This window comes from Shewanella khirikhana (genome assembly GCF_003957745.1).
Taxonomy (GTDB): Bacteria; Pseudomonadota; Gammaproteobacteria; order Enterobacterales; family Shewanellaceae; genus Shewanella; species Shewanella khirikhana.
This window is the reverse complement of sequence record NZ_CP020373.1, coordinates 1,013,096-1,037,684: the sequence shown is the minus strand read 5'-3', so window position 1 is coordinate 1,037,684 and position 24,589 is coordinate 1,013,096. Positions and strand designations below refer to the sequence as shown.

Sequence of the window (24,589 nt, the reverse complement as noted above, 5' to 3'; positions counted from 1 at the left end):
TTTCCTCCGCATCGCTTTCTTGTTAGGCTTTAGTGCGCCAAAAAACAATGCATAAAAAATATACAGGAAGGATTATGGTTGCAGCACAACCCAGCAAAATTGGCCTCACTGGCAAAATCCTTATCGGCATGGGAGCCGGTATTCTTATTGGTCTGATCCTTCGTAATCTGCTCGGCGAGAGCCAGTGGGTTCAGGACTACATTACCGACGGTCTATTCCACGTTATCGGCACTATTTTCATCAACAGCTTAAAAATGTTGGTGGTTCCTCTGGTGTTTATTTCCCTGGTCTGCGGGACCTGTTCATTGAGCGAGCCCTCTAAACTCGGCCGCCTTGGTGGCAAAACCCTCGCGTTTTACTTATTTACTACTGCGGTTGCGCTGGTGGTGGCCATTTCTGCTGCCGTCTTGGTACAGCCGGGTAATGCGTCTCTCGCTACTGAAAGCATGCAGTATTCAGCCAAGGAAGCGCCCAGCCTTGCCGATGTGCTTATCAACATAGTGCCCTCTAACCCGATGAAGGCGCTCAGCGAAGGCAACATGCTGCAAATCATTATTTTTGCAGTGATCTTCGGCTTTGCGATTTCCCATATCGGTGAGCGCGGCCGCCGCGTGGCAGCCTTTTTTGATGATCTCAACGAAGTCATCATGCGAGTCGTAACCCTTATCATGCAACTGGCCCCTTATGGCGTATTCGCGCTGATGGGGAAACTGGCGCTCACCCTGGGGCTGGAAACTCTGGAAAGCGTTATCAAGTACTTCCTGCTGGTGCTCGTGGTGCTGTTGTTCCATGGCTTTGTGGTGTATCCAACACTGCTGAAACTCTTTTCAGGCTTAAGCCCACTGATGTTTATTCGCAAGATGCGTGACGTGCAGCTGTTTGCCTTCAGTACCGCCAGCTCCAATGCCACCCTGCCAGTGACCATGGAAGCCGCTGAGCACCGTCTGGGGGCCGATAACAAGGTTGCCTCTTTTACGCTGCCACTCGGCGCCACCATCAATATGGACGGCACCGCGATTATGCAGGGCGTGGCCACCGTATTTATCGCCCAGGTCTTTGGCATTGAGCTGACCATCACCGATTACGCCATGGTCGTGATGACCGCCACCCTGGCATCCATTGGTACCGCGGGCGTGCCTGGAGTAGGTCTGGTGATGCTGGCGATGGTGCTCAATCAGGTAGGCCTGCCGGTAGAAGGTATCGCGCTTATTCTCGGTGTAGACCGTCTGCTGGACATGGTGCGTACCGCCGTTAACGTGACCGGCGATACAGTGGCAACTGTGGTTATTGCCAAGTCAGAAGGCGCCCTCAACGAAGCCGTGTTCAACGACCCCAAAGCCGGGAAGACCACGGGCAGTTTCGATGCCGAGGTACACCGCGGCGAATAAGCCCGGTGACAACACTCTGATGAAAAAAGGCGCCCAATGGGCGCCTTTTTAATGCTTATCAATTTGCCCCAGTTTAGATATCTGCCGGGGCATGGGCACAAACTAAGTATCAGCGTTCCCAGTATGACTCTTCGAGGCTATCTTCGCGTTCAGGCAGGCCACGGGACAAACGCGGGCTGTGCTGAGCCAGCACCTCGTAAGCTACCCGGTTTGCGTACTTACAGATCTGCGAAAATGATGAATAGCACAGGCCGTCATTTCGGTGTTTGCTCGAACCTGGAACATTCACCCGGTGGAAGTTATTGGCGGCGAGATCGTGCAGCAGCGCCGACAGCGCACCATCACCGGCGCCATTGGTATTACGGATCTGCTCAGGGCCACCCATATAAGGTGAAATGTGCGCATACACCTTAATTGGCTCGCTGCAATCGCGCTTACGCATCGGACGGGAGAACTCGAAGCGGTTAAATTCAGGAATCGCACCTGGCAGCAGAGTATGGCTGGTTTCGCGCTTGTCAGCTTCTTCGGTGTAGCCTGCAGTATAAAGCCCAATGGGGCCTGCGGTGGTCAGTACCATATCGCACCACTCCAGTGCCGCTTCACTGGCCAGCAGCGGGTCGGCAAAGCCGGTCAGCGCCTCACCTTCATCTTCATTCATCGCCAGAATGGTTACATTGTCACGGATAAACGCCTGCCACCAAGCCGGATCTTCCTGAATAAGGAAGCGGGTACCCAGGGTGAGCACTACAGGCACATCGGCTTCTTTGGCGTATTCGATGGCGGTCAGTGCGGCCTGACTCATCCCATCGCCCGCCGCAGCGCGCATCAGATAAGCGGTCAGCACCAGCGCGGCGCTACCCTGAATCACCTCTTTATCGATAAAGTCCGGTGTCAGTTTGTCCATCGAGCCTTTACTGATGGCAAAGGTGCGCTCGCCGCAGTCGGAAACCAGCGTAAAACAGCGACCGATGGGGCCATCCACCGGCTGCAGGTGGTTCAAATCCACTTTTGATGAGGTGTGGCACAAATACCGATAGGCATAACTGCCCACTTCGATGGACTTGCTCATCACCCCAAACAGCACCGAGCGGTCATCAGCCAGAATAGAGTAGTTGTGTACCGTATTGCCGATGGTGCCACCGGCAAACTCATCGCTGATAAGGTCTTCTTTTTTAAGCTCTTCATACAGCGCATGGGCGGTAGCATCGTCAATCAGGGTCGAGTTACCCTTGGGCAGTCCGTAGCGTTCCAGCAGCTCCTCGGCCACCTTGGCCTCAATGTCCACCAGGGTCTGATCAATCCCGCTGATATAGGTTGGCTGCGGCTGGGGAAGCTGAGTCAATTGCTCAAGCAGGGGGTCGCGGGTTTTGACCGGAAAATAATGTTTGGACTTGCGCTGACCAGGAAACTTCATATCGGATTCTCTGCAATCTCTGCACTTTGCAACTTGCGAAACGCAACTTGCCTATCGGCATTTCGCATCCATGCCATCGACGCCCGGCGCCCTCGCCCGGCGAAAGAAGAAAATAGGTAACTTGATTGTAGGCCGGACCGATTTTCATCGTCAAAAAGGCGGGGAGTTTATCTGGCAAGAGAGCCGAATACCGCCGCCCGGCGCAAAGGCGGCAGATTCTACCATATTTTCAGCCGCTGACCAGTGACAGCGGCTGCAGAGCATTAACTTAACTGCCAGCCCAGGCTTTGTTCGCGCACAAGCTCGGCAAGTAAGCGAATATGGGCATCATCGTCATTCAGACACGGGATCACCCGGTACTGCTCGCCACCGGCGTGAATAAAGGACTCCTGGCCACCTTCGGCAATTTCTTCGAGGGTTTCAAGGCAATCCGCCGCAAAGGCCGGACACATAATATCCACCCGTTTCACGCCCTGAGCAGGCAGGCTTTCCAGCAGCTCGTCAGTGTAAGGCGTAAGCCACTCTTCTTTGCCGAAGCGTGACTGGAAACACACCTGCCACTCATCATTGCCAAGTCCAAGCTCCTTAGCCACAAGGCGCGCAGTTTCGAGGCACTGAGCCTGATACGGGTCGCCTTCGGTAACATAACGAAGCGGCACACCGTGGAACGACATCAGCAAACGGCCAGGCTTGCCTTGTGCATCCCACAGACGGGTCACCGACTCCGCCAGAGCACGGATATAGAGCGGATGGCGATAATACTCACGCACCATGCGCCAATCCGGCAGACGACGCCAGCTTTTGAGCACACCGGCAACACCATCAAACACACTGGCGACGGTGGAGCAGGAATACTGCGGATAAAGCGGCAGCACCACGACCTTATCAACGCCCTGGGCACTCAAGGCATCGAGCCCGGATTGCAAAGACGGCGTGCCGTAGCTCATCCCGAGGGCAACAGGCACCTCGAAACCACAAACCGCCTTGAGCTCAGCTGCGAGTTTGTCGCGCTGGCGCTCACTGATCACCATCAGCGGCGAGCCTTCATCCCACCAAATGCTCTGATACAGCTTGGCCACCTTAGCCGGACGGGTATTGAGGATGATGCCATTGAGAATGGGCTTCCAAATCCAGGGAGACAGATCCACCACACGGGGATCACTTAAAAACTGTTTCAGAAAGCGGCGCACAGAAGCGGCATCGGGGGCATCGGGCGTGCCCAAATTGACCAGAAGGACACCAAACATAGGATTTACCTGGCTCACTCATCACCTCAGCGTTGCAAAAATATGGATTAGCCTAACACAGGGCAGAAAACAAAAAAGCCTGTTTTCACAGGCTTTTTCGCAAAGTGCGAACTGGCTTCCAGCGCTGGTTTCAGACCAGCACAAGGCTGAGGTTCACATTGGGCTGAACGTTATCAGCTCAGCCCAGGGCTCTATTCTCAGCTCAAGGCTGCCTGGATGAGCTTGCTCACCTCGGCCACAGACTGGGTACCGTCGAACTTGCTGTACTTGGTGTTACCTTCAGCAGCCACTTTGCCATAGTAGTCAACCAATGGCTTGGTTTGCTCGTGGTAAATGCCAAGACGCTTACGCACTGTGCTCTCTTCGTCGTCAGGACGGATAACCAAGTCTTCACCGGTCACGTCATCCTTACCTTCCACCTTGGGTGGATTGAATACCACGTGGTACACACGGCCTGAGCCTGGATGTACACGGCGACCACTCATGCGCTTAACGATTTCTTCGTCAGGCACATCGATTTCAATCACGTGGTCGATGCTGATGCCGTTGGCAGCCATAGCATCGGCCTGAGGGATGGTACGTGGGAAACCATCCAGCAGGAAACCCTTGGCACAGTCGTCCTGGGCAATGCGCTCTTTCACCAGACCGATAATCAGCTCGTCAGATACCAGCTGACCGGCGTCCATCACTTTCTTGGCTTCCAGACCCAGTGGAGTGCCCGCCTTAACAGCGGCGCGAAGCATGTCGCCGGTGGAGATCTGGGGAATTCCGTAGTGTTCCATGATGAACTGAGCCTGGGTACCTTTACCGGCACCTGGGGCGCCCAATAGGATAATGCGCATCGGGGGAGTCCTCTTAATTTCGCATCGATATTCTTCTTAGGGCCGCGATCTTCGCACATTACCCCGCGCTTTAGAAGGGCTGCGCTTTCGACTTTAGCCTCAGTTGGCGCAAAAAAACGCCAACTCAGGCCGACCCAGATTCATTCCACCGCTCAGTACAACAGGCCGTAGAGCTTGCGTCTGAATTGATTGGCCAGGGCACTGCCCTGCCCCATGGCGGTTAAAATATCCATAAACGCTTGTTTTACATCGCCACCCTGACAATTCAGGTCGTTGGCAAGTACGTCAAACAACAGACCGAGCGCTTCTTCTTCGCGCTTGGCCTGAGCGAGGGCTCTTGCCAACTCAATACGCAGCAAGGCGTTATCCGGATCAAGATTAAATTTTTGCTGTAGTTCACGAATTTCAGGCGTATCCGCCGCTTCTTTGGCGAGCGCGAGTTTCGCCTTAAGGCTCTGATAGTAACTATCCTGATCCGCAAGCCCAACAGTGCCAAGACGGACTTCGGCGCTACTGACATCCCCCATGGCGAGTTCAGCATCGGCCATGGTCAGCTGAAACTCGGCGCCAGCCGCCTGGGCCTCAGCTTCAATGCCCTTGAGGAGCCCATAAGCCGGCTCACTTTCGCCTGAGGCCAGCAGCGCTTTAGCGTCCTCCAGGGTTTGCTTCCACGCCGGTGGCAGATGTTGCTCCAGAATGGCACCAATCTCTGCATCGGCCTTTTCACCGGCAAAGCCATCCACCGGCTGCCCCTGGCTCATTACCAGCACAGTTGGCAGTGCCTGAATGCGAAAATAAGAGGCAATTTCCATCTCGGCTTCGCAGTTCACCAGTGCCAACGGACAGCGGCCCTGAATAAGGCGCGCCAGGGTGTCGTTCATGGCCACACTCTGGGGGTGGGATGGCGCATAAAAGCTGATGATAACGGGGCCCGTTAATGATTGTTCCAGCACCTGCTGAATGTTGTCGCGGCTAAGCTCTACGACCGCCAGTGCGTCGCCCGGATTCGTCCCTTGCATTGCTGTGGGCTCTCCTGTTCCTGTCGCAAATAGACAAACGGGGGCGCATGGCCCCCGCTATGAGTTTAGTTCACCGATTTAAGCAGCATCGCATTGACGAGCTTAATAAAGGCGGATGGATCTGCCAGGCTGCCGCGCTCTGACAAAGTCGCCTGGGACAGCAACAGCTCAGCCCACTGGGTGAAGGCTTCTTCATCCTGCTCGGCATCGAGTCTTGCCACCAGCGGATGGGTGGGGTTGAGCTCAAGCGTCGGCTTACTTTCCGGCACCGGCTGACCGGCCGCCTGCATCAGCTTGATCATCTGGCTCGACATTTCGCCTTCACCGGCCACCACACAGGCTGGGGTGTCGGTCAGACGAGTGGTCACTTTCACCTCTTTGACCTTGTCACCCAACGCTGACTTGAATCTGTCCACCAGGGCTTCGGCCTCTTTGGCAAGCTTCTCCTGCTCGGCCTTTTCGGCTTCATCTTCCAATGCGCCCAGATCCAGATCGCCACGGGTCACAGAGTGCAGTGATTTCTCTTTGAAATCATGCAGGTGGTTAATCAGCCACTCATCGATGCGCTCAGACAGCAGCAGCACTTCGATGCCCTTTTTCTTCAAAAGCTCCAAGTGCGGACTGTTGGCAGCGGCTTCATAACTGTCGGCCACTATGTAGTAAATCTTTTCCTGACCTTCCTTCATGCGGCCGATGTAGTCATCCAGCGACACTGAAGGCGTGGCATCGCCACTGTGGGTCGAGGCAAAGCGCAGCAGGCCTGCGATGCGCTCACGGTTGGTAAAATCTTCCGCCGGACCTTCTTTAAGCACAGTACCGAACTCGGCCCAGAACTGCTGATACTTATCGGCATCATCCTTGGCCAGCTTTTCCAGCATCGACAGCACGCGCTTGGTCAGTGCCTGACGCAGGTTACGGGTCACCTTGTTGTCCTGCAGGATTTCACGGCTGACGTTCAGTGGCAGATCGTTGGAATCAATCAAGCCCTGCACGAAGCGCAGGTAAGACGGCATAAACTGCTCGGCGTCATCCATGATGAATACCCGCTGCACAAACAGCTTCAGCCCGTGCTTGCGGTCGCGGTTCCACAGATCCCATGGCGCCTTGGCAGGGATATACAGCAGACTGGTATATTCCTGATTACCTTCAACTTTGTTGTGGCTCCATTCCAGCGGGTCGCCGTAATCGTGGGAAATGTGCTTGTAAAACTCTTTGTACTCTTCGTCAGTCACATCTGACTTGCTGCGGGTCCAAAGCGCGGTGGCTTTGTTCATCGCCTTCCACTCACCTTCGGTGGCAGGGATTTTCTCGCCGTCAGGGCCCTCGGTTTCAGGGGTGCCTTCCTGATACATCTCTACCGGGATGGAGATATGATCTGAGTACTTGGTGATGATGGAGCGCAGGCGCCAGTCGTCGGCAAACTCTTTCTCTTCATCGCGCAGGTGCAGCACGATTTTAGTGCCGCGAGTGGCTTTGGTGATGGTTTCAACGCTGAAGTTACCTTCGCCTTCTGATTCCCATTTTACGCCTTCATCGGCGCTGTGGCCGGCGGCGCGGGTGAACACTTCTACCCGTTTGGCCACGATAAAGGCCGAGTAGAAGCCGACACCAAACTGACCAATCAGCTGCGAGTCTTTGGCGCTGTCACCGGAGAGGTTTTTGAAGAACTCGGCGGTGCCTGACTTGGCAATGGTGCCCAGATGTTCGATAACGCCATCGCGGGTCATACCTATACCATTGTCTTCAATGGTCACTGTGCCCTTGTCTTTATCGGCACTGACGCGCACTTTCAGCTCGCCGTCACCCTCGTACAGGGCGTCGTTGGTCAGCGCCAGATAACGCAGCTTGTCGGCGGCGTCGGCGGCATTGGACACCAGTTCACGCAAAAAGATCTCTTTGTTGGAGTACAAAGAGTGGATCATCAAATGCAAAAGCTGTTTGACTTCTGTTTGAAAACCATGGGTTTCTTGATGCGACATCTCAGTTCCCTTTTCTTTCAGTGTTGCAAAATACGTGGGCGTTTGCCCGGATAGAAAAGAGATGGGGTCTGTGGTTTGGATTTCAAGGGCTGTAATGCACGACGCGCTTAAATGGCCAAAATTCCAACAAAAAAGCCCCAATAATTGGGGCTTTAGCATGAATATTCAAATGGCTTACAGCGGCAGACGACCGTTGAAACTGAGCGCCAGGGTGGTGCTGTCCACATATTCAAGTTCGCCGCCCACCGGTACACCATGGGCGATACGGCTCACCGAAACACCGGCCTTGCGGGCGATATCGGCAATAAAATGCGCCGTGGCATCCCCTTCCACCGTGGGATTGGTGGCGAGAATAAGCTCATTGATGCCGCCCTGCTCCAGCTGAGATGCCAGCAACGACAGCCCCAACTGCTCCGGACCTATGCCGTCCAGCGGCGATAAATGCCCCTGCAGCACAAAGTAGCGGCCCTGGAAGTGGCCACCGGACTCGATGGCCAACACGTCCGCCGGCGTTTCCACCACACACAGGGTGTCAGCATCGCCGCGACGACTGCTGGCGCAAATCGGACACAGAGGCTGCTCGGTGAAGGTACGACACTTCTGACAGTGGCCCACATCACTCATGGCCCGCGACAGGGTATCGGCCAGCCGAATGCCCGCCTTGCGATCGCTCTCAAGCAGCGCAAACGCCATGCGCTGGGCCGACTTGGGCCCAACGCCCGGCAAACAACGCAGGCTCTGGATAAGCTCATCCACCAGCGGACTGAATTTCATTCGACGCAGTTCCTCAGAAAGGCATCTTCATGCCGGGTGGCAACTGCATACCGCCAGTCACTTCGGCCATTTTGGCTTTCTGGTTTTCTTCCACGCGGCGCGCGGCATCATTACAGGCCGCAGCAATCAAATCTTCCAGCAGCTCTTTATCGTCTTCCAACAGGCTTGGGTCGATTTCCACTTTACGTACATTGTGGGTGCCGGTCATGGTCACTTTAACCAGGCCAGCGCCGGACTCACCGGTCACTTCCATGCGGGCAATCTCTTCCTGCACCTTGGCCATTCTTTCCTGCATCATCTGGGCTTGCTTCATCAGGTTGCCCATACCGCCTTTTCCAAACATACGCTCAATCTCTTTCGGTTGTGGCCCGCAGCCTTGCAGGCAAAAAGGAATTAAAGTTGGCTAATCTTACTGAAATCTGCGCCCTTGGCAATTGCCACACTTGTCCGCTGGGATCAGGACGACGCAATTTCATCCTGAGTCTCTGCCAGCGCCGGTGGTTGTGGCAGGGCTCTGCCACGGGCTGCCAGTCTGTCCTGGGGATAACTGATACTGTCTTCATCAATCCAGGCGCCAGCTTGTTGCATCAGCCGCTGAGCCACCGCATCAGTGCCAAGGGCCGTCTTGGCGTTTCTAAGCAGTTCCTGGTGGAAACGGCCACGAATATCGAGGGGGGTTTCGCGTCCCGGCACTTCACCCACTTCAAGGGCAATCCAGGCCGGATGACCCAGGGCATTTGAGAGTGCCTCATTGAGCTGCTCAATCGCCACAGGCGCCGCCAGGTGCTTCTGATCTTGCTTCAGCACCAATGGAATGGGATTGGTCCACTCAAGACACACTGAATTCACCGCCAGCTGACGCACCCGGCCACCAATCTCCAACGCGCCCATTAACTTGTACCAGCGCAAGTCGGTTTCATCGCCATTAATAGCATCGCCAGATACAGCGGACACTGGCTGCTGTGCCTGTGGCGGCGTTTGTACTGCGGAAGCCATTTGAGGCTCTCCCGCAGCCGCTTGCAAAGATACAGACTCTGGCTGAGCAGCAGATTCTGGCTGAGGCACGGGTTCCGGCTGAGCTGTAGGCTCTGGCAGCTGTGCATTTGCCCGCTCAGACGGAGCTTGCTCACTTGGCGCTATATCAGCTGTAGCGGCCTTACCCTCGGCATTGGAGGAGTCTTTACCGTCTGCCTGACTCTCAGCGACAGCGGCTTGCTGAGTCGGCGCCTCAGTGGCTTTGATGGGTTCTTCCCAGGGCGGCCGGTCATCAATCGCACTCACGGCCTGGCTGGCATGAGCTTGGCTGGCATGATGAGCTTCGTTGGCATCAGCAGCATCAACATTCTGGGCAGTCGCAGTCGGCGCTGTCGCAGCAGGCTCAGGCGCTTTGGTCGATTCAGCAGTTGCGGCAGAGTCAGCGCTGGCCTTTGCCGTCGCCAATTGACGACGGGCGAAACTGCCCGGGGACTTTTTTGATTCATCCTCTTTCGCCTCCTCACTGAGCCCAGCCAGCAGGTCGTCCCGTGCCGCCAGCACGGCATCGAGAATGTCGTCACCAAAGGCCGCGCCCGCCTGAGCTGAAGGGCAAGTTTCAGGGCTTGGCTCAGTTACAGGGCTTGGAGCAGAACTTACGTCCGCAGCGCTGTTTTGAGTTTGCGCTGCAGGCTCTGCCTGCCCGGGCTCAGTCAATACTTGGCTGCTTTGACCAGGCTCGGCAAACAAATCCTCACCAGAGGCAAAGGCTTCATAGTCATGGGAGTCAGACGCAAACAGCGAACCATTATCATATTCGGCATAATCAGCCGCTTCACCGTAGCCGACAAAGCCCTGACTTTCGGCCTGGGACATCAGCAGTGTCTGCTCGGCCAAAAGCGCAGCCTCGTCATGGGTATCTGCATCCGTGCTGGCCTCGGTAATAATGTCAGCGCCAGGCTTGTCTGCTGCTTGTGCCTCTTCCCCGGCTGAGTTATCCACCTGCGGTAACGGCTTTTTCACCTGCGGTAACGGATTGTCATCACTCACCACGGCCACTGCTGGCTTTTTGGGGGGCTTGGCAGGATCAAGGGCAGGTTTTACAGGTTCAACCGCTGCGGGAGTCGCAGCAGGTTCAGATACGTTTGCTGATGTCGCGGCCGTTGATGTAGCTGTTGTTGATGTAGCGGCTGTTGATGTAGCAGCAGGTGTTGCAGCCACTATTGCTGCAGCAGGCGCCGCAGCGGCTAAGCTGGCGACCTGGGGTAGCCCTTCGCCTGCCTGCCAGGTTTTTACTGGTTTTTCAGGAACAAAACCCACGGCGCGAAGCAGCGTCATCTCCAGACCGATGGCCGGAGTGGGCGCAAAGGCCAAATCTTTTCGACCGGCGAGTAAAATCTGATAGAAGAGCTGCACCTGCTCTGGCTTGAGCACCTGCGCCCAGGCGAGCACCACTTCGGTGTTATCACTCACCTGCGCCGTCGCCGGGGCAAATTGCGCCAGACTGATTTGATGCAACAACTCCAAAAGTGCCCGCAGCACTTCGTCGGCATCGGCGCCAAAACCCAGAGCCGAGCGGGCGCTACTGAGCAGCGGCTCAATCTCGCCCTGACACAGGGCATCGAACAGCGCGGCTATTTGCCCCTTGTCGATGGCGCCCAGCATGGTTTGCACCTGCTCGAGGCGCACTTCACCGGCGCCAAAGGCGATGGCCTGATCGGTAAGACTCAAGGCATCGCGCATACTGCCTGCGGCAGCTTTAGCCAGCAGTTGCAGCGCAGGCTCATCAAAGCCAACGTCCTCGCCGCCAAGCACGGCAGCCAGCTGCTGCTGGATTTGCTCCTGGGTCAGCGCCTTTAAATTGAATTGCAAACAGCGGGACAACACAGTCACCGGCAGCTTTTGCGGATCTGTGGTAGCCAGCAGGAATTTAACGTGTTCAGGGGGCTCTTCGAGGGTCTTTAGCAGCGCATTGAAGCTGCTCTTGGACAGCATGTGCACCTCGTCGATAAGGTACACCTTGAAGCGGCCTCGGCTGGGGCGATATTGAACGTTATCGAGGATTTCCCGGGTGTCATCCACCTTGGTGCGTGACGCCGCATCCACTTCAATCAAATCGACAAAGCGGCCTTCGGCAATTTCACGGCAGGCGCTGCACTGACCACAGGGAGTGGCAGTAATGCCGGTTTCACAGTTCAGCCCCTTGGCAAACAGACGCGCCAAACTGGTCTTCCCCACACCGCGGGTGCCGGTAAACAGATAAGCGTGATGTAATCGTTGCTGACCGAGGGCGTTGGTCAGGGCATGCAGAACATGGGACTGCCCCACGACCTGGGCAAAATTGGCAGGGCGCCATTTTCTGGCCAACACCTGATAAGACATGTCACTCCCCAATCGAAAAATCCGTCGGGAGCTTGTGTCCCGTCATGGGGCAAACATACCACGCGAAAGTGGCTGATGCCATCAAACCATAACGGGACGGTCAGTGTGACGAAGCGAGCGGCGGATTAATCGCCTTCGAACTCACACAGCTTGAAGATTTCAAGCCCAAGGTTTTCAAGACGCGCTTCACCGCCAAGATCCGGCAGGGAGATAACAAAGGCAGAATGCGTTACTTCACCACCGAGACGGCGGATAAGTTTCACAGTGGCTTCGATGGTGCCACCGGTGGCCAGCAGATCGTCCACCACCAGCACCTTGTCACCGGCTTCAATGGCATCCACATGGATTTCCAGCGTGTCGTGACCATACTCCAGCTCATAGCTTTCGCTGATGGTTTCGCGGGGCAGCTTACCAGGCTTGCGCACAGGCACAAAACCTACGCCCAGCTCCAGCGCCAGCGGCGCGCCAAACAGGAAGCCACGGGACTCAGTGCCCACAACCTTGGTAAAGCCGGCATCCTTGTAGCGGTCGACAAACAGCTTCATGGCCGTTTGGTAGGCGGTGTGATCCTCAAGCAGGCTGGTCACATCGCGGAACATGATGCCGGCCTTGGGATAATCAGGAATGGTTTTAATGCTTTGCTTGATAAGCGCTAAGCTGTCTGTGTTCATAGTATGTTCACATTCAATTCGCCGGGGTTAGCCGGGTTTAAACAACAAAAAAGTCCACAGGACGTGGACTTCATATTTAATCCGGCTAAAGCTTAAGCCCCTTTGCCAGTGGATGCAACCGTGTCACCCCGGTTACATCAGTGTTACTGGTCACAAAAAGCGCTATTGATGCTCATCTTCAAGCTCGGGAATACTGCGAAGGTACAAAAGCAGCGCCAGCAACATACATCCCAGCATTATTTTGACCCATATCAATGGCACTACGGCAATACTCGCCATAAAACTCAGACTAGACAGCAGCATCGCCTTTCGCTTCAAGCCTTTACGAATGGCCTTTTTCTGCTCCCAATTGTTGAGCGCATCAGAAAACCAGGGGTGCGCCAGTAACCAGCGGTGCAACCGTTCACTGGAACGGGCAAAACAAAACGCCGACAGCAGTACAAAAGGCACAGTGGGCAGCAATGGCAAAAAGACTCCAGCGATCCCCAGCAGCAAACTCACCAGTCCGGTGACAAGCAGTAAACTGCGTTTTATCAATTCCCGCTCCCCGTTTCATAAACAGCGCTATAACCGGCTTAAAAACCCAAGGCCCATAAAAAACAAAAGCCACTCCAAAGAGTGGCTGAGTATACCCTTGCCGCGGGCTTAAATTAAACCGGCAAGCTTCAGCCAAGAGAGGCTGGCAGGCAGGGTTGGAACCAGAAGAACCAACAAGAAACCAATCAGATACAAAGCGTTAAAGGGCTCTTTGAAATTAGCGTCCATGTGGACTCCTCTAAAATGTACAACCATTGGGTGTGACAGGGGTCACAAAATGGCCGCCATTCTAGCGGTTTGGTCCGGGCAATAAAACCAACTAAAAGTAAGGTTATTGCAACTTTTTCACGACAACGCCACGCGCCGCCATTTGCCCAAGCAAACTGGCAAGACCGTCGCGAATAACCACCACCTCAAAGCCGCTGTAGAGCGCCTGAAGACGCTGTACCAGCTGCTCGAAATCAAGTCCGGGTTCGGCATCCAGAATCGCCAGTACCTGAGCGCTGAGCGGATTGAGCTTCAGGAAGCTTACCTCGTCGTCCCAATCGCGAAACAGGCAGAAAAACTGCGCCGCTGCTGCGGGTTCCTCCGGGCGATAATCTTCAGAAATTTTTTCCACTTCAAAGTGATACTGGGCCACCCGCGCATGGGCAGCCAGAGCCAGCGAAGCGTGCTTCCAGGCCCCCGCCTCCATTTCCTGGCCGGAAAACACGCTGCGATCCTCCTTGTCCATCGCCGTTGCCACCGCAAGCTCAAGCCACTCGTAATGGGCCAGCTCCAACATAAACACCGGGTCGTGCTCAGTGGGCTCCCGCCCTTGCAGGAACTGCAAAAACTCACCGGCAATGCCAACAAACAAAGGGTTCTGGCAGTTATGGTGGATAAAAAACTCCCGCACCAGCGCCTGCCAGTCGTCCGCCTGATACAGGCTTTTCAATACCGGAAAGGCATTGGCAACAAAGCCACTGACATTATTGAAAAAAAGCTCGCGGTAAACCGCCATGCGAACCTCGGGTACGCCCTGGGGGCAAGGCAGCGCCGGTTCGCGGATGGCTGCAATAAAATCGTCCTGAATGGCTTTGAAACTCATACGGCCCTCCGGGATGCGGATACGCCTGCGGCCAGCGCCTGATAATCACGGATACGGCGGATTTCCTGCAGCAGCACTTCGGTGGGTGGAATATTAAAGTCCCGCTCCAGCAAGGTCGGCAGCGGACCGTGGATGGCGTAACAATCGGCGAGCAGCTTCCACACTGGGTCAACGATATCGGCGCCGTGGGTGTCGACAATCAAATCCTCCGCCTCCACATAATGCCCGGCCACATGCAGATAGCGAATACGCTCTGTGGGCATGGCGGCGAGATACTCGCTGGCATCGTAGTTGTGGTTCACCGCATTCACATAGATGTTGTTCACATCCAAAAGCAGCTGACAATCGGCCTCTTCCAGCACCGCCAGCACAAATTCCTGCTCGCTCATTTCGGCGCCGGGGGCAGCGTAAAAGGAAATGTTTTCAAGGATGAGCGGCCGCTCGATGATGTCTTCAACCTGTTTTACCCGGCTGGCCACATGGCGCACCGCTTCCTGGGTAAAGGGCATGGGCATCAGGTCGTACAGATGGCCTGCGCCAGAGCAATAGCTTAAGTGCTCTGAGTAAATCTCGATGCCGTGCAAGTCCATAAACGCCTTAACGCCTTTCACAAACTCCACGTCCAGTGGCGCACTGCTGCCAATGGATAATGACAGGCCATGGCAGAAAAATGCATGACGCTCGGTCAGGGTTCGAAATTGCTTTCCAAACTTCCCCCCAAGCGCCATCCAGTTTTCCGGCGCCACCTCGAAAAAGTCGATTTCGGTCGGCACCTTTTGACAAAACTCATCCAACATTTCACGGCGAAGGCCTAAACCCGCCAGGGAAGGGACTGCCATTTTGATTACTCCTTCTCAGACTGTGAAATCGGCAGGGCCAACGGCCCTGCCCTTCGGGTACGGGTGATTAGTGGCTGCCGCCACACTTACCTTCACCACACTTACCTTCTTTCTTGGCTTTGGCTTCGCCTTTTTTCATGCCTTCGCCACATTTGCCTTCGCCGCACTTACCTTCTTTGGCTTTTTCGTGACCCTTGGCCATGCCTTCACCGCACTTGCCTTCGCCACACTTACCTTCTTTGGCTTTTTCGTGACCCTTGGCCATGCCTTCACCGCACTTGCCTTCGCCACACTTACCTTCTTTGGCCTTCATGCCTTCGCCGCATTTACCTTCGCCGCACTTGCCTTCTTTGGCCTTTTTACCTTCGCCACACTTTCCTTCACCGCACTTGCCTTCGTCGCCAACCAGCTGGTAACCGGCGTGCATTTCATCGAAGCCAAAAGGGTTGGCCTGCGCTTCCGCTGCGAACGCAGCACCTACAACTACGCTTCCCAGTGCAACGGCTGCGGCAGTTTTCTTGAATGTATTCATATGCATGTTCCTTCTTGGTTTCAGTGAGTATTCACGGCCGCCTGTTGCTGCCGGTCTGGCTAACTAGACCTATGGCGACTTATTTTTATTTCACAAATTTGCTCACGCCCGCAGAAAATTTTTTCAATGCGTGCAAGGCAATGAAACTAAGCTAGTCATTTTTATCAGTATCATCAAGTTCTTGAACCGCAAACCGCTGCAGTTATTTCAGCTGTAAAGAGCGCTCACTGGCGCAGCCGACATGCGGCTTTCTGTGGTCGTGTTCTTTCTCTCACAGCTTGGTTCCCGCGAGTGCACAGGGTAAAATGCCGCCCCCGGATACACTTGATAATTGGAACCACCCGCTTGCGCATCGTTCTTGCCCCCATGGAGGGCGTACTTGACCATCTGATGAGAGAACTGCTCTCGTCCATCAATCCCTATGACCTGCTGGTCACCGAATTTGTGCGCGTGGTGGATCAACTGCTGCCGGAGAAGGTGTACTACCGCCTGTGCCCCGAGCTTAAAAACGGCGGCCTGACCAAAAACGGCACCCCGGTGCGGGTGCAAATTCTCGGTCAGGAGCCCGGCTGGATGGCAGAAAACGCCCTGCGCGCTGTGACCCTGGGCTCCCGCGGCGTTGATGCCAATTTCGGCTGCCCGGCCAAAATGGTAAACCGCAGCAAAGGCGGCGCTGTATTGCTGCAATATCCTGAGTTGATTCACGATATTGTTAAAGCTATGCGCGAGGCTGTGCCAGGCGAGCAACCGGTTACCGCCAAAATCCGTCTTGGCTACGAAGACAAAAGCCTGTTTATGGAAAATGCGCTGGCGGTCTATGAAGCCGGTGCCACCGAGCTTGCCATTCACGCCCGCAGCAAGGTCGATGGCTACAAGCCGCCCGCCTATTGGGAATACATTACCGAGGTGCGCGAGCGTCTGCCGATCCCGGTGATTGCCAATGGCGAGATCTGGAGCCGCGAAGATGCCGAGCGCTGTATGCAAGTGACCGGCTGCGACAGCATCATGATAGGTCGCGGCGCCTTGTCGCTGCCGAACCTTGCCGCCAGCATCAAAGGCGATGCACCTTTTGATTGGCAACGGACCCTGGATTTGATGATCCATTACTCCGAGCTGGAGCTGGATAACCAGAAGGCGACCTACTATCCAGCCCGCATCAAACAGTGGTTCAGCTATTTAAGCCGTCAGTACCCCGAGGCCGATACCCTGTTCCGTGAAATCCGCATTCACAAAACCACAGATGCCATTCTACAGGCCCTCAAGGACGCTGCCGCCAACCTGCGCCAACCCGGCTGAAGTAAACAGCCGCCTCCCCCTGTTTAAGCCGTCATTCTTTGATCCCACAAGGGTTTCAGCCTGAGTGACGGCTAAAATCGAACGCTGTTTTGATCTTTGTCATAGTCGGTGGCCACAGGCCAACTAGACTGAAATCCGATGAGAGTTGTATCAGAACCACCACGACAGGGGACCACAGTGACCACACAGAGCACAAGACAAGCGTTATTACAGCTTGAAGCCAAACTCAGGGAAGAGATTGCGGCACTCCCCTTCCCAGATATACAAAAGGCCGCAAGTGGGCAATCACTGGGCGAGCTTATCGACACCCTGACCGCCCTGCATCTGGCGGACGAGCCCATCTACGAGCGGCTGACCCGCCTCGATGCCGCCCAGTGTCAGTTGGATTTGGGGCTCTATGGCCTGTGCGCCGATTGCGAGTCTGAAATCGAGTCCGAGCGTTTGATAGCCGATCCCACCGAGCAGCGCTGCCTGGCCTGCGACGACCACTTTCGCCATGAACACCGGCTGGAGCTGCGGCTTAATCACTGATGTTGTTTATCGAGGTTCGCGGCCATAAAAAAAGCCTCCCAAGGGAGGCTTTTTTGTCAGCTAACGGCGGCGAACAAGCCCGCGAAGCAGGGACGGAGCTTGTTCACAGCACCCTTAGAACTTCTGGTTCAGACGCAGGTAGAAGGTGCGGCCCAGTACATCGTACAGACCCACGTTGGCATCGCGGTAATCTGCGTAGGTGTAGTAGTTTGGCGCCTGCTCATCAAACAGGTTGTTCACACCCAGGGTGATGGAGCCATTCCAGGCATGCTGGTAACCAAGCTGCACGTTGTGACGGAAGTAAGATGAGTAGTCCTTGTAGTAGTCCTCACCGCTTAAGTCACGCCAGTACTGGGCATCCTGGGCACCGATGTAAACCGTGGTCCAGGCGGCGCTGAAATCTTCATGCTTCCAGCTGGCAGTGAAGTTACCGCGCCAGTCAGGAGTGTCGGTCAGGCCGGCATAGTCAATCATTTCAGACTCGGCATTGTCCTGCTTCTTGAACTCCAGTACGTGGGACATTTCCAGCTTGAAGTTGAAGTCACCTATGTTGGTTGGCAGGTTGTAAGCGGTCACGAAGTCCAGACCAGAGGTCTCAACTGTGGCCAGGTTACGTACGCCGGCTTCCATGTATTCAATCTTGCCATCGGCGCCGCGGTGGATATAAGGCGAGCTGCCGTTACGGATTTCTTCACGCAGCAGGTCATCCACGTCCACCGACTCAATCTTGTTGTCGTAGGTGATGGCGTAGTAAGACAGTTCCACGTTCCAGTCGTCGGTGACATTCCACACCGCGCCCAGGGTCAGGGAGTTGCCTTCTTCGGCTTCCAGATCCGGGTTACCGCCGTACCAGGTTTTGTGCTGGTTGGCTGTGCGGCAATAGTTCTCGTCAGTATTGCCCGGCGCATTACACCAGAGGGTATCCAGCGCCGACTCGAAACTCAGCGACTGAGAGGAGAACATCTCGCTCATGTTGGGGGCACGGAAAGAGTCACCGTAGCTGGCACGCAGCAGCAGGGTGTCAACAGGACGCCAGCTGATCCCAAACTTTGGCACCACAGCATCAAAGGTTGAGCTGTTGACCACTTCGCCGGTGGCGCCGGTCAGGCTGCCTTCCTGCTCGTAACGCTCGTAACGCAGGGCGGCAGAGATTTCCACATCGGCGGGCAGGCCCATCTGGAATTCCACATAACCGGCAGTACGGTCACGGGTGGCATCCACATCGTCACCGCCCGAGCCGCCAGAGATGATACCGGCCGCAGATTCAGGATCTGAAGTCTGCTTGAACTTGATCATCTCGTATTCAGCGCCGGTCACCATCGCCAGAGTCAGGGTATCGTTGTCCACCAGGGTGGTCGAGAACAGGCCATCAATCTGGGTGCTTTCAAACTTACCCTGATACACGCCAGTGTGCGCCGCCGCCATGTAGAGCGCGGTCATCTGACTTTCCCAGTCGGCATAGCTCATGCCCGAGGTATTGAAAATATCGTATTCACCCGAGTCGATTTCACGCTGAATGATGGAATCGTTGATGAGGTTGTAGTTGAACGAATTGGTCTTCGAGGTGGAATGCTGAACATTCACTTCCCAATCGATACCATTACCCACATCGGCAAAGCCCACCAAGCCGCCGAGTACATCGAAGCTGTCGGTTTCGGTCAGGGTGTCACGCTCACCAATCTGTACCGAACGCATGTACAGCGTCATGTCGGCACCGGTTGGGTTGTACGGGTTATCGGCGCCCATTACCGGGTAGTTGGTCGACACAGGTGTGGCGGCATAACGGGTTTGGGTTTCGGCCAAAGAGGCACTGGCACGGCCACGGAAGCTCAGGTTGTCGCTGATTTCATAGTTAAAGTTCGACAGCAGCGAGTTACGGGTCTGATCGCCAAACAGTTTGGTCACTTCACCATAGCTGTAGAAGCAGCGGCCGTTGTTGCTGCCATCGGTGGCATCCACCACGTTCTCGGTGCCTTCACAGATAGCCGAGTTGCTGTAGAAGCCGTAGATATCTTTGCCGTTGGCATCCTGCTTCCCTGTGTTGTAATAACCGTTGGGCACAGAGCTGAAGCTGGAGTATGCGCCATAGGATGGGTCATCCAGGTTCCAAACGTCGCGGTCAAACACAGCCTTGGTATCGTAATACTCGTAGGTCAGGGTGATGTTGCCGCGATCTGAGTTAAAGCCGGTGGCAATGGCCAGACGGTTGGCATCGCCGCCCTCAACCTGAGGCATTTCCAGGTTGTAATCCAGCTCTACCCCTTCAAATTCTTTCTTGGTGATGATGTTGATTACACCGGCTACCGCATCGGAGCCATACACAGCCGAGGCGCCATCGCGCAGAATTTCAATGCGCTCAACAATAGCCATGGGGATCTGCGAGGTGTCAGCCACGGCGCCCGAGCTTGAGCTGGTGCCCGGCATGCGACGACCATCCAGCAGCACCAGAGTGGCAGATGAGCCCAGACCACGCAGGTTTACACTGCTGGTAGAGCTGGCGCCGGAGCCATAACCTGAAATACCACGCCAGGAACCAAAGCTGTTGATGGCAGAGTTGTTCAGCACGTCAGCAACGGTTTTCTCACCGCTCATCTTAATGGCGGCAGCGTCGATAACGGTGACCGGGGATACGGTTTCCATATCCACTTGCTTGATGCGTGAACCTGTTACTTCAATACGTTCTACTTTGGCTTTTTCTTCTTCGGCGAAGGCTGAGGAGCCCAATGCCACTGTAGTGGCAGTAGACACTAATAAGGCACTTCGAATAGCACGAGCGGCTAACGACATAGTTGTCATATTTATCTCCCTGAATTCAATTTCAACTTAAAAAAGTTGCGTCTGCTTTTTGTTTTTATTAATCGCTTGTTGCGATTCGGATATTAATATCCCAATTAAATCGCAATATCGTCAATCTGATTAACGTAAAAACAAAGGCACAGAAAACAATTGATACAGGTGTGGACTCATAAATATAACCACATGTTTTTAATCATATTTAATAGTTCGCCAAGCTAAAAATAAAGATACAGATTAATACAAGTGAAACGCAAATGTTTATTAACACTCCACAGGTTAAAATTTATTAAACAATTGTGAGTTATAAACATACAAACATAAAAAAGCCCCTGCCATAGGCAGAGGCTTTAAAGTGGTATTTATTTCACATTAAAAGGTCATTTCAACAATGAAATAATACTCACGACCCACTACCGAATAATAAGAACGTGGGTAGTGTGGCCAGGTGGTCTGGGTGTAATCGATTTCCGGGCCCGCATCAAACAGGTTGTTGATACCGGTAGACAACTTAACGGCATCGTTCACCATGTAGCTGGCCGCCCAGTTAACCTCAACGTGGCTGTCTACTGTCACCGCATAATCAGCATCGAAGCCGTTGTCGACGAAGTAGTCCATATTCTGGCCGTTCATGCCATCGATGTACTTGATAAGCACGTTGGTGCTGAAGTCATCGTAGCCCCAACCCAGATTCAGATTGGCACGCAGTTGTGGTGCTGAGCCTTCGCCGTCAATCAAATCCAGCGGCGCAGAATCCGGCGTCAGCTGCTCTTCCCACTCCAGCAGGTAAGTGCCTTCAAAACGGGCGCTCCACTCACCAAAGTCACCGCTGTCGTAGCGATAGCCCATAGAGAAGTCGATACCTGAAGTCTTCTGGGAAGACATGTTGATGGCCTGGGTGTTGACCTGAATGAGCTTGCCATTTTCGTCACGAACAATCTTGTCACCGAAGGCATCGGCGTGATCCAGAATGTACTGAGCCGATGGGTCGTTCACCAGATTGTCGATATCCACCATCCAGTAATCCAGGGTCAGGTTGAAATCGTTGTAATCCCATACCATGCCCAGGTTGTAGTTCTTACCGGTTTCGGCTTCAAGCTCGGCATTGGCACCCACTGTGATTGGCAGAGACTCGATTTTGTCGCACTCGCCGTAGGCTTCGCAGCGCGGAGTGTCAATCACAGTGCTGTAAGCCGAGGTAGGCTCGCCAAACAGCCGCTGCATGTCAGGGGCGCGGAAAGTTTCGGCATACAGGCCACGAATAAGCAGGTTGTCTACCGGACGATACTCGATGGCGACTTGCGGGCTGAACTGGCCACCCACATCGGAGGCGTCATCGTAGTAGTCGTAACGGCCCGCCAGGGTCATGGTCAGGTTTTCCAGTACCGGCACCGCCACTTCAGCGTAGGCGGCGTATTGCTCGCGCTCGCCTTCGGCAGAGCTGCCGCCCTTACCAATCACACCGCCATTGCTGGTGAAGCTGTCGGACTTGTCATAGAACCACTCTTTGCCGTACTCCACACCCACGGCGTACGCCAGGGCGCCGGCGGGCAGTTCGAAGCCTTCGCCGGTGATGCCGGCGGTGAAGTTGGATAGGGTGCTCTGGCCTTTTTTGCTGCCTTCATAGTTGAGCATGGCGGCATCTTCGGCGCTGATCACATCAAACAGTGACTTGCCGTTGTCGCCGGAAGTCAGGTAATCGAACATACCCTGAAAAGTAGGCGAGCCTGTGCTTCTGGACTCCACTGTCTGGCGCGCAATCGACCAGGAGGTGTCGTATTCGATGTTGTCGGTCAGATAACCCTTGCCGCCCACCAGGAAGGAGAAGTTATTGGTCTCGAAATCTGAGGTACGGGGGCCAAGCTCGGACAGACGGCGGGTATAGTAGTAATCGCCATCGGCGGCTGCGGCAAAGTCACCGCCAAAGGCGACATCTTTATCAAAGCTCTGTGACAACCCTTTGTTCTTGTTGAAGATGGTGACCTGATCGCCCGCCACATTGAACATCAAATCGTTGCCCATGGTAGCAGACTCGATTTCAGTAAAAGTAGAGGCGTGGGTGTAATCCATGCGGGCATACAGCTGATGATCGTCGCCCAGCTCCTTGGTGAGGTTCACCATGGTGGAGTAACGCTTCTGCTCAGGCATAAAATCGCGCTGGGCAGAACGGTCAAAGCCGCAGCGGCCATTGGCAAGCACTTCATAGCCACGGGCTTCGCACTGCTCTGGGGTCAGGGTAGAAACCAGCTTGTTATCGGCGGTGACCAGGTTGGCGCCGTAGGAGCTGTAACCGGCATAGGGCTGACCCGGGATAACGTCTGTACCCCACTCCGGACGATCACTGCCTTTGAGGGCAGTTCTGTCTTCGTATTCGGCGAAGAAGGTCAGATTGGCATCATCGCTGGACACCCCGGTCATAAAGGAGAACTGGTTGTTTCTCAGGCCACCGTCCACGGTGTCGGAGAAACGATATTTAAGATTGGTCTGCTCCACGTCCTTTTTGAGGATGATGTTAATCACCCCGCCCATGGCGTCGGAGCCGTAAATCGCCGAAGCACCTGTGGTCAGGATTTCGATACGCTCGATGGCGCCCAGGGGAATGTTGGCGGTATCCACAAAGCTGTCGGTACCACCGGCACCGAATGGATACTTGGGCACCCGTTTGCCGTTGATCAGCGTCAGCACACGGCCTGCACCCACACCGCGCAGGTTAACCGCCGACGCGGCCGGAGTAAAACCGTGGACTTCCTGCTGAGTCATGGAGCCGCCGGAGTTTTGTGACAGGTTGCCGAGCACATCCTGAACCGAGTTAAAGCCACCTTTCTCGATATCATCGGCACTCACCACCACCACAGGAGACGCGTTCTCCAGATCGGTACGCTTGATGCGTGACCCGGTGATCTCGATGCGTTCCACCTGAGCACCGGCCTGAGCTATCTCATCCTGAGCCTGGGCCGACATGGCCATGGCGCCCATGGCAAACAAACCAAAGCGTACGGCCTTGGCAACTGCAGTTTGCGTTGACATTGTGACTTTCCTTTACTGTGTTATGGCAGCGCGAGGGAGAGGTTATGGAGGGCGCACACTGTCGCCTTTCACCACGGACACTTGGCTCGCGGCGACGGCACAGGACCTGTTGCACCCACCTTGGACGCTGCACTTATTATTGATAACTGAGTCACTCCCCAAGCGAAACTTATCAATAACAGCAACAATATCAACAGGTTAATTGTTATCAACAGGATGCAGCAAGGTTGCAATTGTAATCCGGTTGCCGCTAATAAATTTCATGCGATCATACGAAAGTTTACACTTATCAAGCGCTTGTACGGAAAAAACGCCGGGCGGACATCAACAGCCCGGTTACATCATGGCGTACCAAAAGTTCCCGAGGGGAAAATGTGGGATATCAAAACTGTGAAGGGGCTCACATCTGCGTTTGGATGCGGCAAAAATCGGCCATAAAAAAAGGAGCCAAATGGCTCCTTTTTTAACCTTCTTAACCGATTAGCGAGTACGTGGGCACAGCTCGTCGGCAGCGAAGAAGTAAGCGATTTCGCGCTCGGCAGAAGCCAGAGCGTCAGAGCCGTGAACGGCGTTTTCATCGATGCTTACAGCGTAGTCAGCGCGCAGAGTACCGCGGGCAGCTTCAGCTGGGTTGGTGGCACCCATGATTTCACGGTTAGCCAGAACAGCGTTCTCACCTTCCAGAACCTGAACCATGATAGGACCAGAAGTCATGAAAGATACCAGGGCGCCGAAGAAAGGACGCTCTTTGTGCTCGGCGTAGAAGCCTTCAGCCTGCTCTTTGGTCAGGTGCAGCATTTTAGAAGCGATGATCTTCAGACCAGCAGATTCAAAACGGTTGTAGATAGCACCGATGTGGTTTTTGGCAACTGCATCAGGCTTGATGATAGAAAAAGTGCGTTCGATCGCCATAACTAGCTTCCTTTGATAAGCAAGTTGGAAAAATTCGCGCGGATTATAAGGGATTTCTTTCGTAAATCCTATCTTTATCACACAGGCAAACCCCAGGCGCCGTCATCTGGTCACTATTGCGTGTGCAAAACAAGGTGACCAGGACAGTGCCCGGAAGTCAAAAAGGCGAGTCGATTACTTACGGCCCCTGGCCCACCACCAGGTGCCGGCAATGGCAATCAGTGCAATCGCAGGCAGTAAATCCATCAGGTGATGGAACAGCCCCACCCCACCGTGGCCCTCGTGGGCCATGGCAGCGGCGGGAAACAGGAGCAGCAGGGGCAGTACAGATTTCATGGCATTGT

At 54.7% G+C, this 24,589-nt stretch carries 20 protein-coding genes; 3 read left to right on the top strand and 17 right to left on the bottom strand.

From position 1 onward, the window contains the following. Window positions 1–74 precede the first annotated feature (74 nt). Window positions 75–1,388, top strand: a complete 1,314-nt coding sequence (locus tag STH12_RS04405; protein ID WP_126166437.1) for a dicarboxylate/amino acid:cation symporter — start codon at window positions 75–77, stop codon at window positions 1,386–1,388. Window positions 1,389–1,497: 109 nt separating this feature from the next. On the opposite strand, the gene STH12_RS04400 is transcribed toward STH12_RS04405, so the two are convergent. The 13 genes from STH12_RS04400 to STH12_RS04340 form a co-directional block, all read right to left on the bottom strand. Beyond that, the gene (locus STH12_RS04400) at window positions 1,498–2,802 is read right to left on the bottom strand and encodes an inosine/guanosine kinase (RefSeq protein ID WP_126166436.1); all 1,305 of its coding nucleotides are present in this window, start codon (window positions 2,800–2,802) and stop codon (window positions 1,498–1,500) included. Window positions 2,803–3,065: 263 nt separating this feature from the next. Beyond that, window positions 3,066–4,049: a ferrochelatase gene (gene hemH, locus STH12_RS04395; RefSeq protein ID WP_126166435.1), complete on the bottom strand. Its 984-nt coding sequence runs from the start codon at window positions 4,047–4,049 to the stop codon at window positions 3,066–3,068. Window positions 4,050–4,246: 197 nt separating this feature from the next. Further along, the gene (adk, locus tag STH12_RS04390; RefSeq protein ID WP_126166434.1) at window positions 4,247–4,891 is read right to left on the bottom strand and encodes an adenylate kinase; all 645 of its coding nucleotides are present in this window, start codon (window positions 4,889–4,891) and stop codon (window positions 4,247–4,249) included. Between the two features lie 152 nt (window positions 4,892–5,043). Further along, window positions 5,044–5,910 (bottom strand): tetratricopeptide repeat protein, encoded by an 867-nt coding sequence (locus STH12_RS04385; protein ID WP_126166433.1) that lies wholly within the window; start codon window positions 5,908–5,910, stop codon window positions 5,044–5,046. Between the two features lie 65 nt (window positions 5,911–5,975). Beyond that, entirely contained in the window at window positions 5,976–7,889 is a 1,914-nt protein-coding gene (htpG, locus tag STH12_RS04380) for a molecular chaperone HtpG (RefSeq protein ID WP_126166432.1), read from the bottom strand. A gap of 174 nt (window positions 7,890–8,063) precedes the next feature. Next, on the bottom strand, window positions 8,064–8,663 hold the full coding sequence (recR, locus tag STH12_RS04375; protein ID WP_126166431.1) for a recombination mediator RecR: 600 nt from the start codon (window positions 8,661–8,663) through the stop codon (window positions 8,064–8,066). Between the two features lie 13 nt (window positions 8,664–8,676). Next, window positions 8,677–9,006, bottom strand: a complete 330-nt coding sequence (locus tag STH12_RS04370; protein WP_126166430.1) for a YbaB/EbfC family nucleoid-associated protein — start codon at window positions 9,004–9,006, stop codon at window positions 8,677–8,679. Window positions 9,007–9,119: 113 nt separating this feature from the next. After that, window positions 9,120–12,017: a DNA polymerase III subunit gamma/tau gene (dnaX, locus tag STH12_RS04365; RefSeq protein WP_126166429.1), complete on the bottom strand. Its 2,898-nt coding sequence runs from the start codon at window positions 12,015–12,017 to the stop codon at window positions 9,120–9,122. Window positions 12,018–12,142: 125 nt separating this feature from the next. Further along, window positions 12,143–12,688, bottom strand: a complete 546-nt coding sequence (apt, locus tag STH12_RS04360) for an adenine phosphoribosyltransferase (protein WP_126166428.1) — start codon at window positions 12,686–12,688, stop codon at window positions 12,143–12,145. Between the two features lie 162 nt (window positions 12,689–12,850). Continuing rightward, entirely contained in the window at window positions 12,851–13,225 is a 375-nt protein-coding gene (locus STH12_RS04355; protein ID WP_126166427.1) for a YbaN family protein, read from the bottom strand. Window positions 13,226–13,556: 331 nt separating this feature from the next. Beyond that, window positions 13,557–14,315: an HvfC family RiPP maturation protein gene (locus STH12_RS04350; RefSeq protein ID WP_126166426.1), complete on the bottom strand. Its 759-nt coding sequence runs from the start codon at window positions 14,313–14,315 to the stop codon at window positions 13,557–13,559. Then, on the bottom strand, window positions 14,312–15,154 hold the full coding sequence (locus STH12_RS04345) for an HvfB family MNIO-type RiPP peptide maturase (RefSeq protein ID WP_126166425.1): 843 nt from the start codon (window positions 15,152–15,154) through the stop codon (window positions 14,312–14,314). Before STH12_RS04345 ends, STH12_RS04350 begins: the two co-directional genes overlap by 4 nt. A gap of 67 nt (window positions 15,155–15,221) precedes the next feature. Then, window positions 15,222–15,686: an HvfA family oxazolone/thioamide-modified RiPP metallophore gene (locus STH12_RS04340; RefSeq protein WP_126166424.1), complete on the bottom strand. Its 465-nt coding sequence runs from the start codon at window positions 15,684–15,686 to the stop codon at window positions 15,222–15,224. Window positions 15,687–16,031: 345 nt separating this feature from the next. Here STH12_RS04340 and dusC point away from each other — a divergent pair, with 345 nt between their 5' ends. Together dusC and STH12_RS04330 are read left to right on the top strand one after the other, a co-directional pair. After that, on the top strand, window positions 16,032–16,982 hold the full coding sequence (gene dusC / locus STH12_RS04335) for a tRNA dihydrouridine(16) synthase DusC (protein WP_126169413.1): 951 nt from the start codon (window positions 16,032–16,034) through the stop codon (window positions 16,980–16,982). Between the two features lie 177 nt (window positions 16,983–17,159). Then, window positions 17,160–17,513: a TraR/DksA C4-type zinc finger protein gene (locus STH12_RS04330; protein ID WP_126166423.1), complete on the top strand. Its 354-nt coding sequence runs from the start codon at window positions 17,160–17,162 to the stop codon at window positions 17,511–17,513. Window positions 17,514–17,627: 114 nt separating this feature from the next. Here the strand turns inward: STH12_RS04330 and STH12_RS04325 are convergent, their stop codons facing one another. From STH12_RS04325 to STH12_RS21420, 4 genes are all read right to left on the bottom strand, one after another. Continuing rightward, entirely contained in the window at window positions 17,628–20,309 is a 2,682-nt protein-coding gene (locus STH12_RS04325; RefSeq protein ID WP_126166422.1) for a TonB-dependent receptor, read from the bottom strand. 369 nt (window positions 20,310–20,678) lie between these two features. Then, window positions 20,679–23,333 (bottom strand): TonB-dependent receptor plug domain-containing protein, encoded by a 2,655-nt coding sequence (locus STH12_RS04320; protein WP_126166421.1) that lies wholly within the window; start codon window positions 23,331–23,333, stop codon window positions 20,679–20,681. A gap of 480 nt (window positions 23,334–23,813) precedes the next feature. After that, the gene (gene ndk / locus STH12_RS04315; protein ID WP_126166420.1) at window positions 23,814–24,245 is read right to left on the bottom strand and encodes a nucleoside-diphosphate kinase; all 432 of its coding nucleotides are present in this window, start codon (window positions 24,243–24,245) and stop codon (window positions 23,814–23,816) included. Window positions 24,246–24,419: 174 nt separating this feature from the next. Further along, entirely contained in the window at window positions 24,420–24,581 is a 162-nt protein-coding gene (locus STH12_RS21420; RefSeq protein WP_164551143.1) for a hypothetical protein, read from the bottom strand. Between the last annotated feature and the right edge of the window lie 8 nt (window positions 24,582–24,589).

Bases quoted from the DNA above. Each gene is read 5' to 3' on its own strand.
- STH12_RS04405 (WP_126166437.1), top strand. From the start codon at position 75: ATGGTTGCAGCACAACCCAGCAAAATTGGCCTCACTGGCAAAATCCTT.
- STH12_RS04400 (WP_126166436.1), bottom strand. From the start codon at position 2,802: ATGAAGTTTCCTGGTCAGCGCAAGTCCAAACATTATTTTCCGGTCAAA.
- hemH (WP_126166435.1), bottom strand. From the start codon at position 4,049: ATGTTTGGTGTCCTTCTGGTCAATTTGGGCACGCCCGATGCCCCCGAT.
- adk (WP_126166434.1), bottom strand. From the start codon at position 4,891: ATGCGCATTATCCTATTGGGCGCCCCAGGTGCCGGTAAAGGTACCCAG.
- STH12_RS04385 (WP_126166433.1), bottom strand. From the start codon at position 5,910: ATGCAAGGGACGAATCCGGGCGACGCACTGGCGGTCGTAGAGCTTAGC.
- htpG (WP_126166432.1), bottom strand. From the start codon at position 7,889: ATGTCGCATCAAGAAACCCATGGTTTTCAAACAGAAGTCAAACAGCTT.
- recR (WP_126166431.1), bottom strand. From the start codon at position 8,663: ATGAAATTCAGTCCGCTGGTGGATGAGCTTATCCAGAGCCTGCGTTGT.
- STH12_RS04370 (WP_126166430.1), bottom strand. From the start codon at position 9,006: ATGTTTGGAAAAGGCGGTATGGGCAACCTGATGAAGCAAGCCCAGATG.
- dnaX (WP_126166429.1), bottom strand. From the start codon at position 12,017: ATGTCTTATCAGGTGTTGGCCAGAAAATGGCGCCCTGCCAATTTTGCC.
- apt (WP_126166428.1), bottom strand. From the start codon at position 12,688: ATGAACACAGACAGCTTAGCGCTTATCAAGCAAAGCATTAAAACCATT.
- STH12_RS04350 (WP_126166426.1), bottom strand. From the start codon at position 14,315: ATGAGTTTCAAAGCCATTCAGGACGATTTTATTGCAGCCATCCGCGAA.
- STH12_RS04345 (WP_126166425.1), bottom strand. From the start codon at position 15,154: ATGGCAGTCCCTTCCCTGGCGGGTTTAGGCCTTCGCCGTGAAATGTTG.
- STH12_RS04340 (WP_126166424.1), bottom strand. From the start codon at position 15,686: ATGAATACATTCAAGAAAACTGCCGCAGCCGTTGCACTGGGAAGCGTA.
- STH12_RS04325 (WP_126166422.1), bottom strand. From the start codon at position 20,309: ATGACAACTATGTCGTTAGCCGCTCGTGCTATTCGAAGTGCCTTATTA.
- STH12_RS04320 (WP_126166421.1), bottom strand. From the start codon at position 23,333: ATGTCAACGCAAACTGCAGTTGCCAAGGCCGTACGCTTTGGTTTGTTT.
- ndk (WP_126166420.1), bottom strand. From the start codon at position 24,245: ATGGCGATCGAACGCACTTTTTCTATCATCAAGCCTGATGCAGTTGCC.
- STH12_RS21420 (WP_164551143.1), bottom strand. From the start codon at position 24,581: ATGAAATCTGTACTGCCCCTGCTGCTCCTGTTTCCCGCCGCTGCCATG.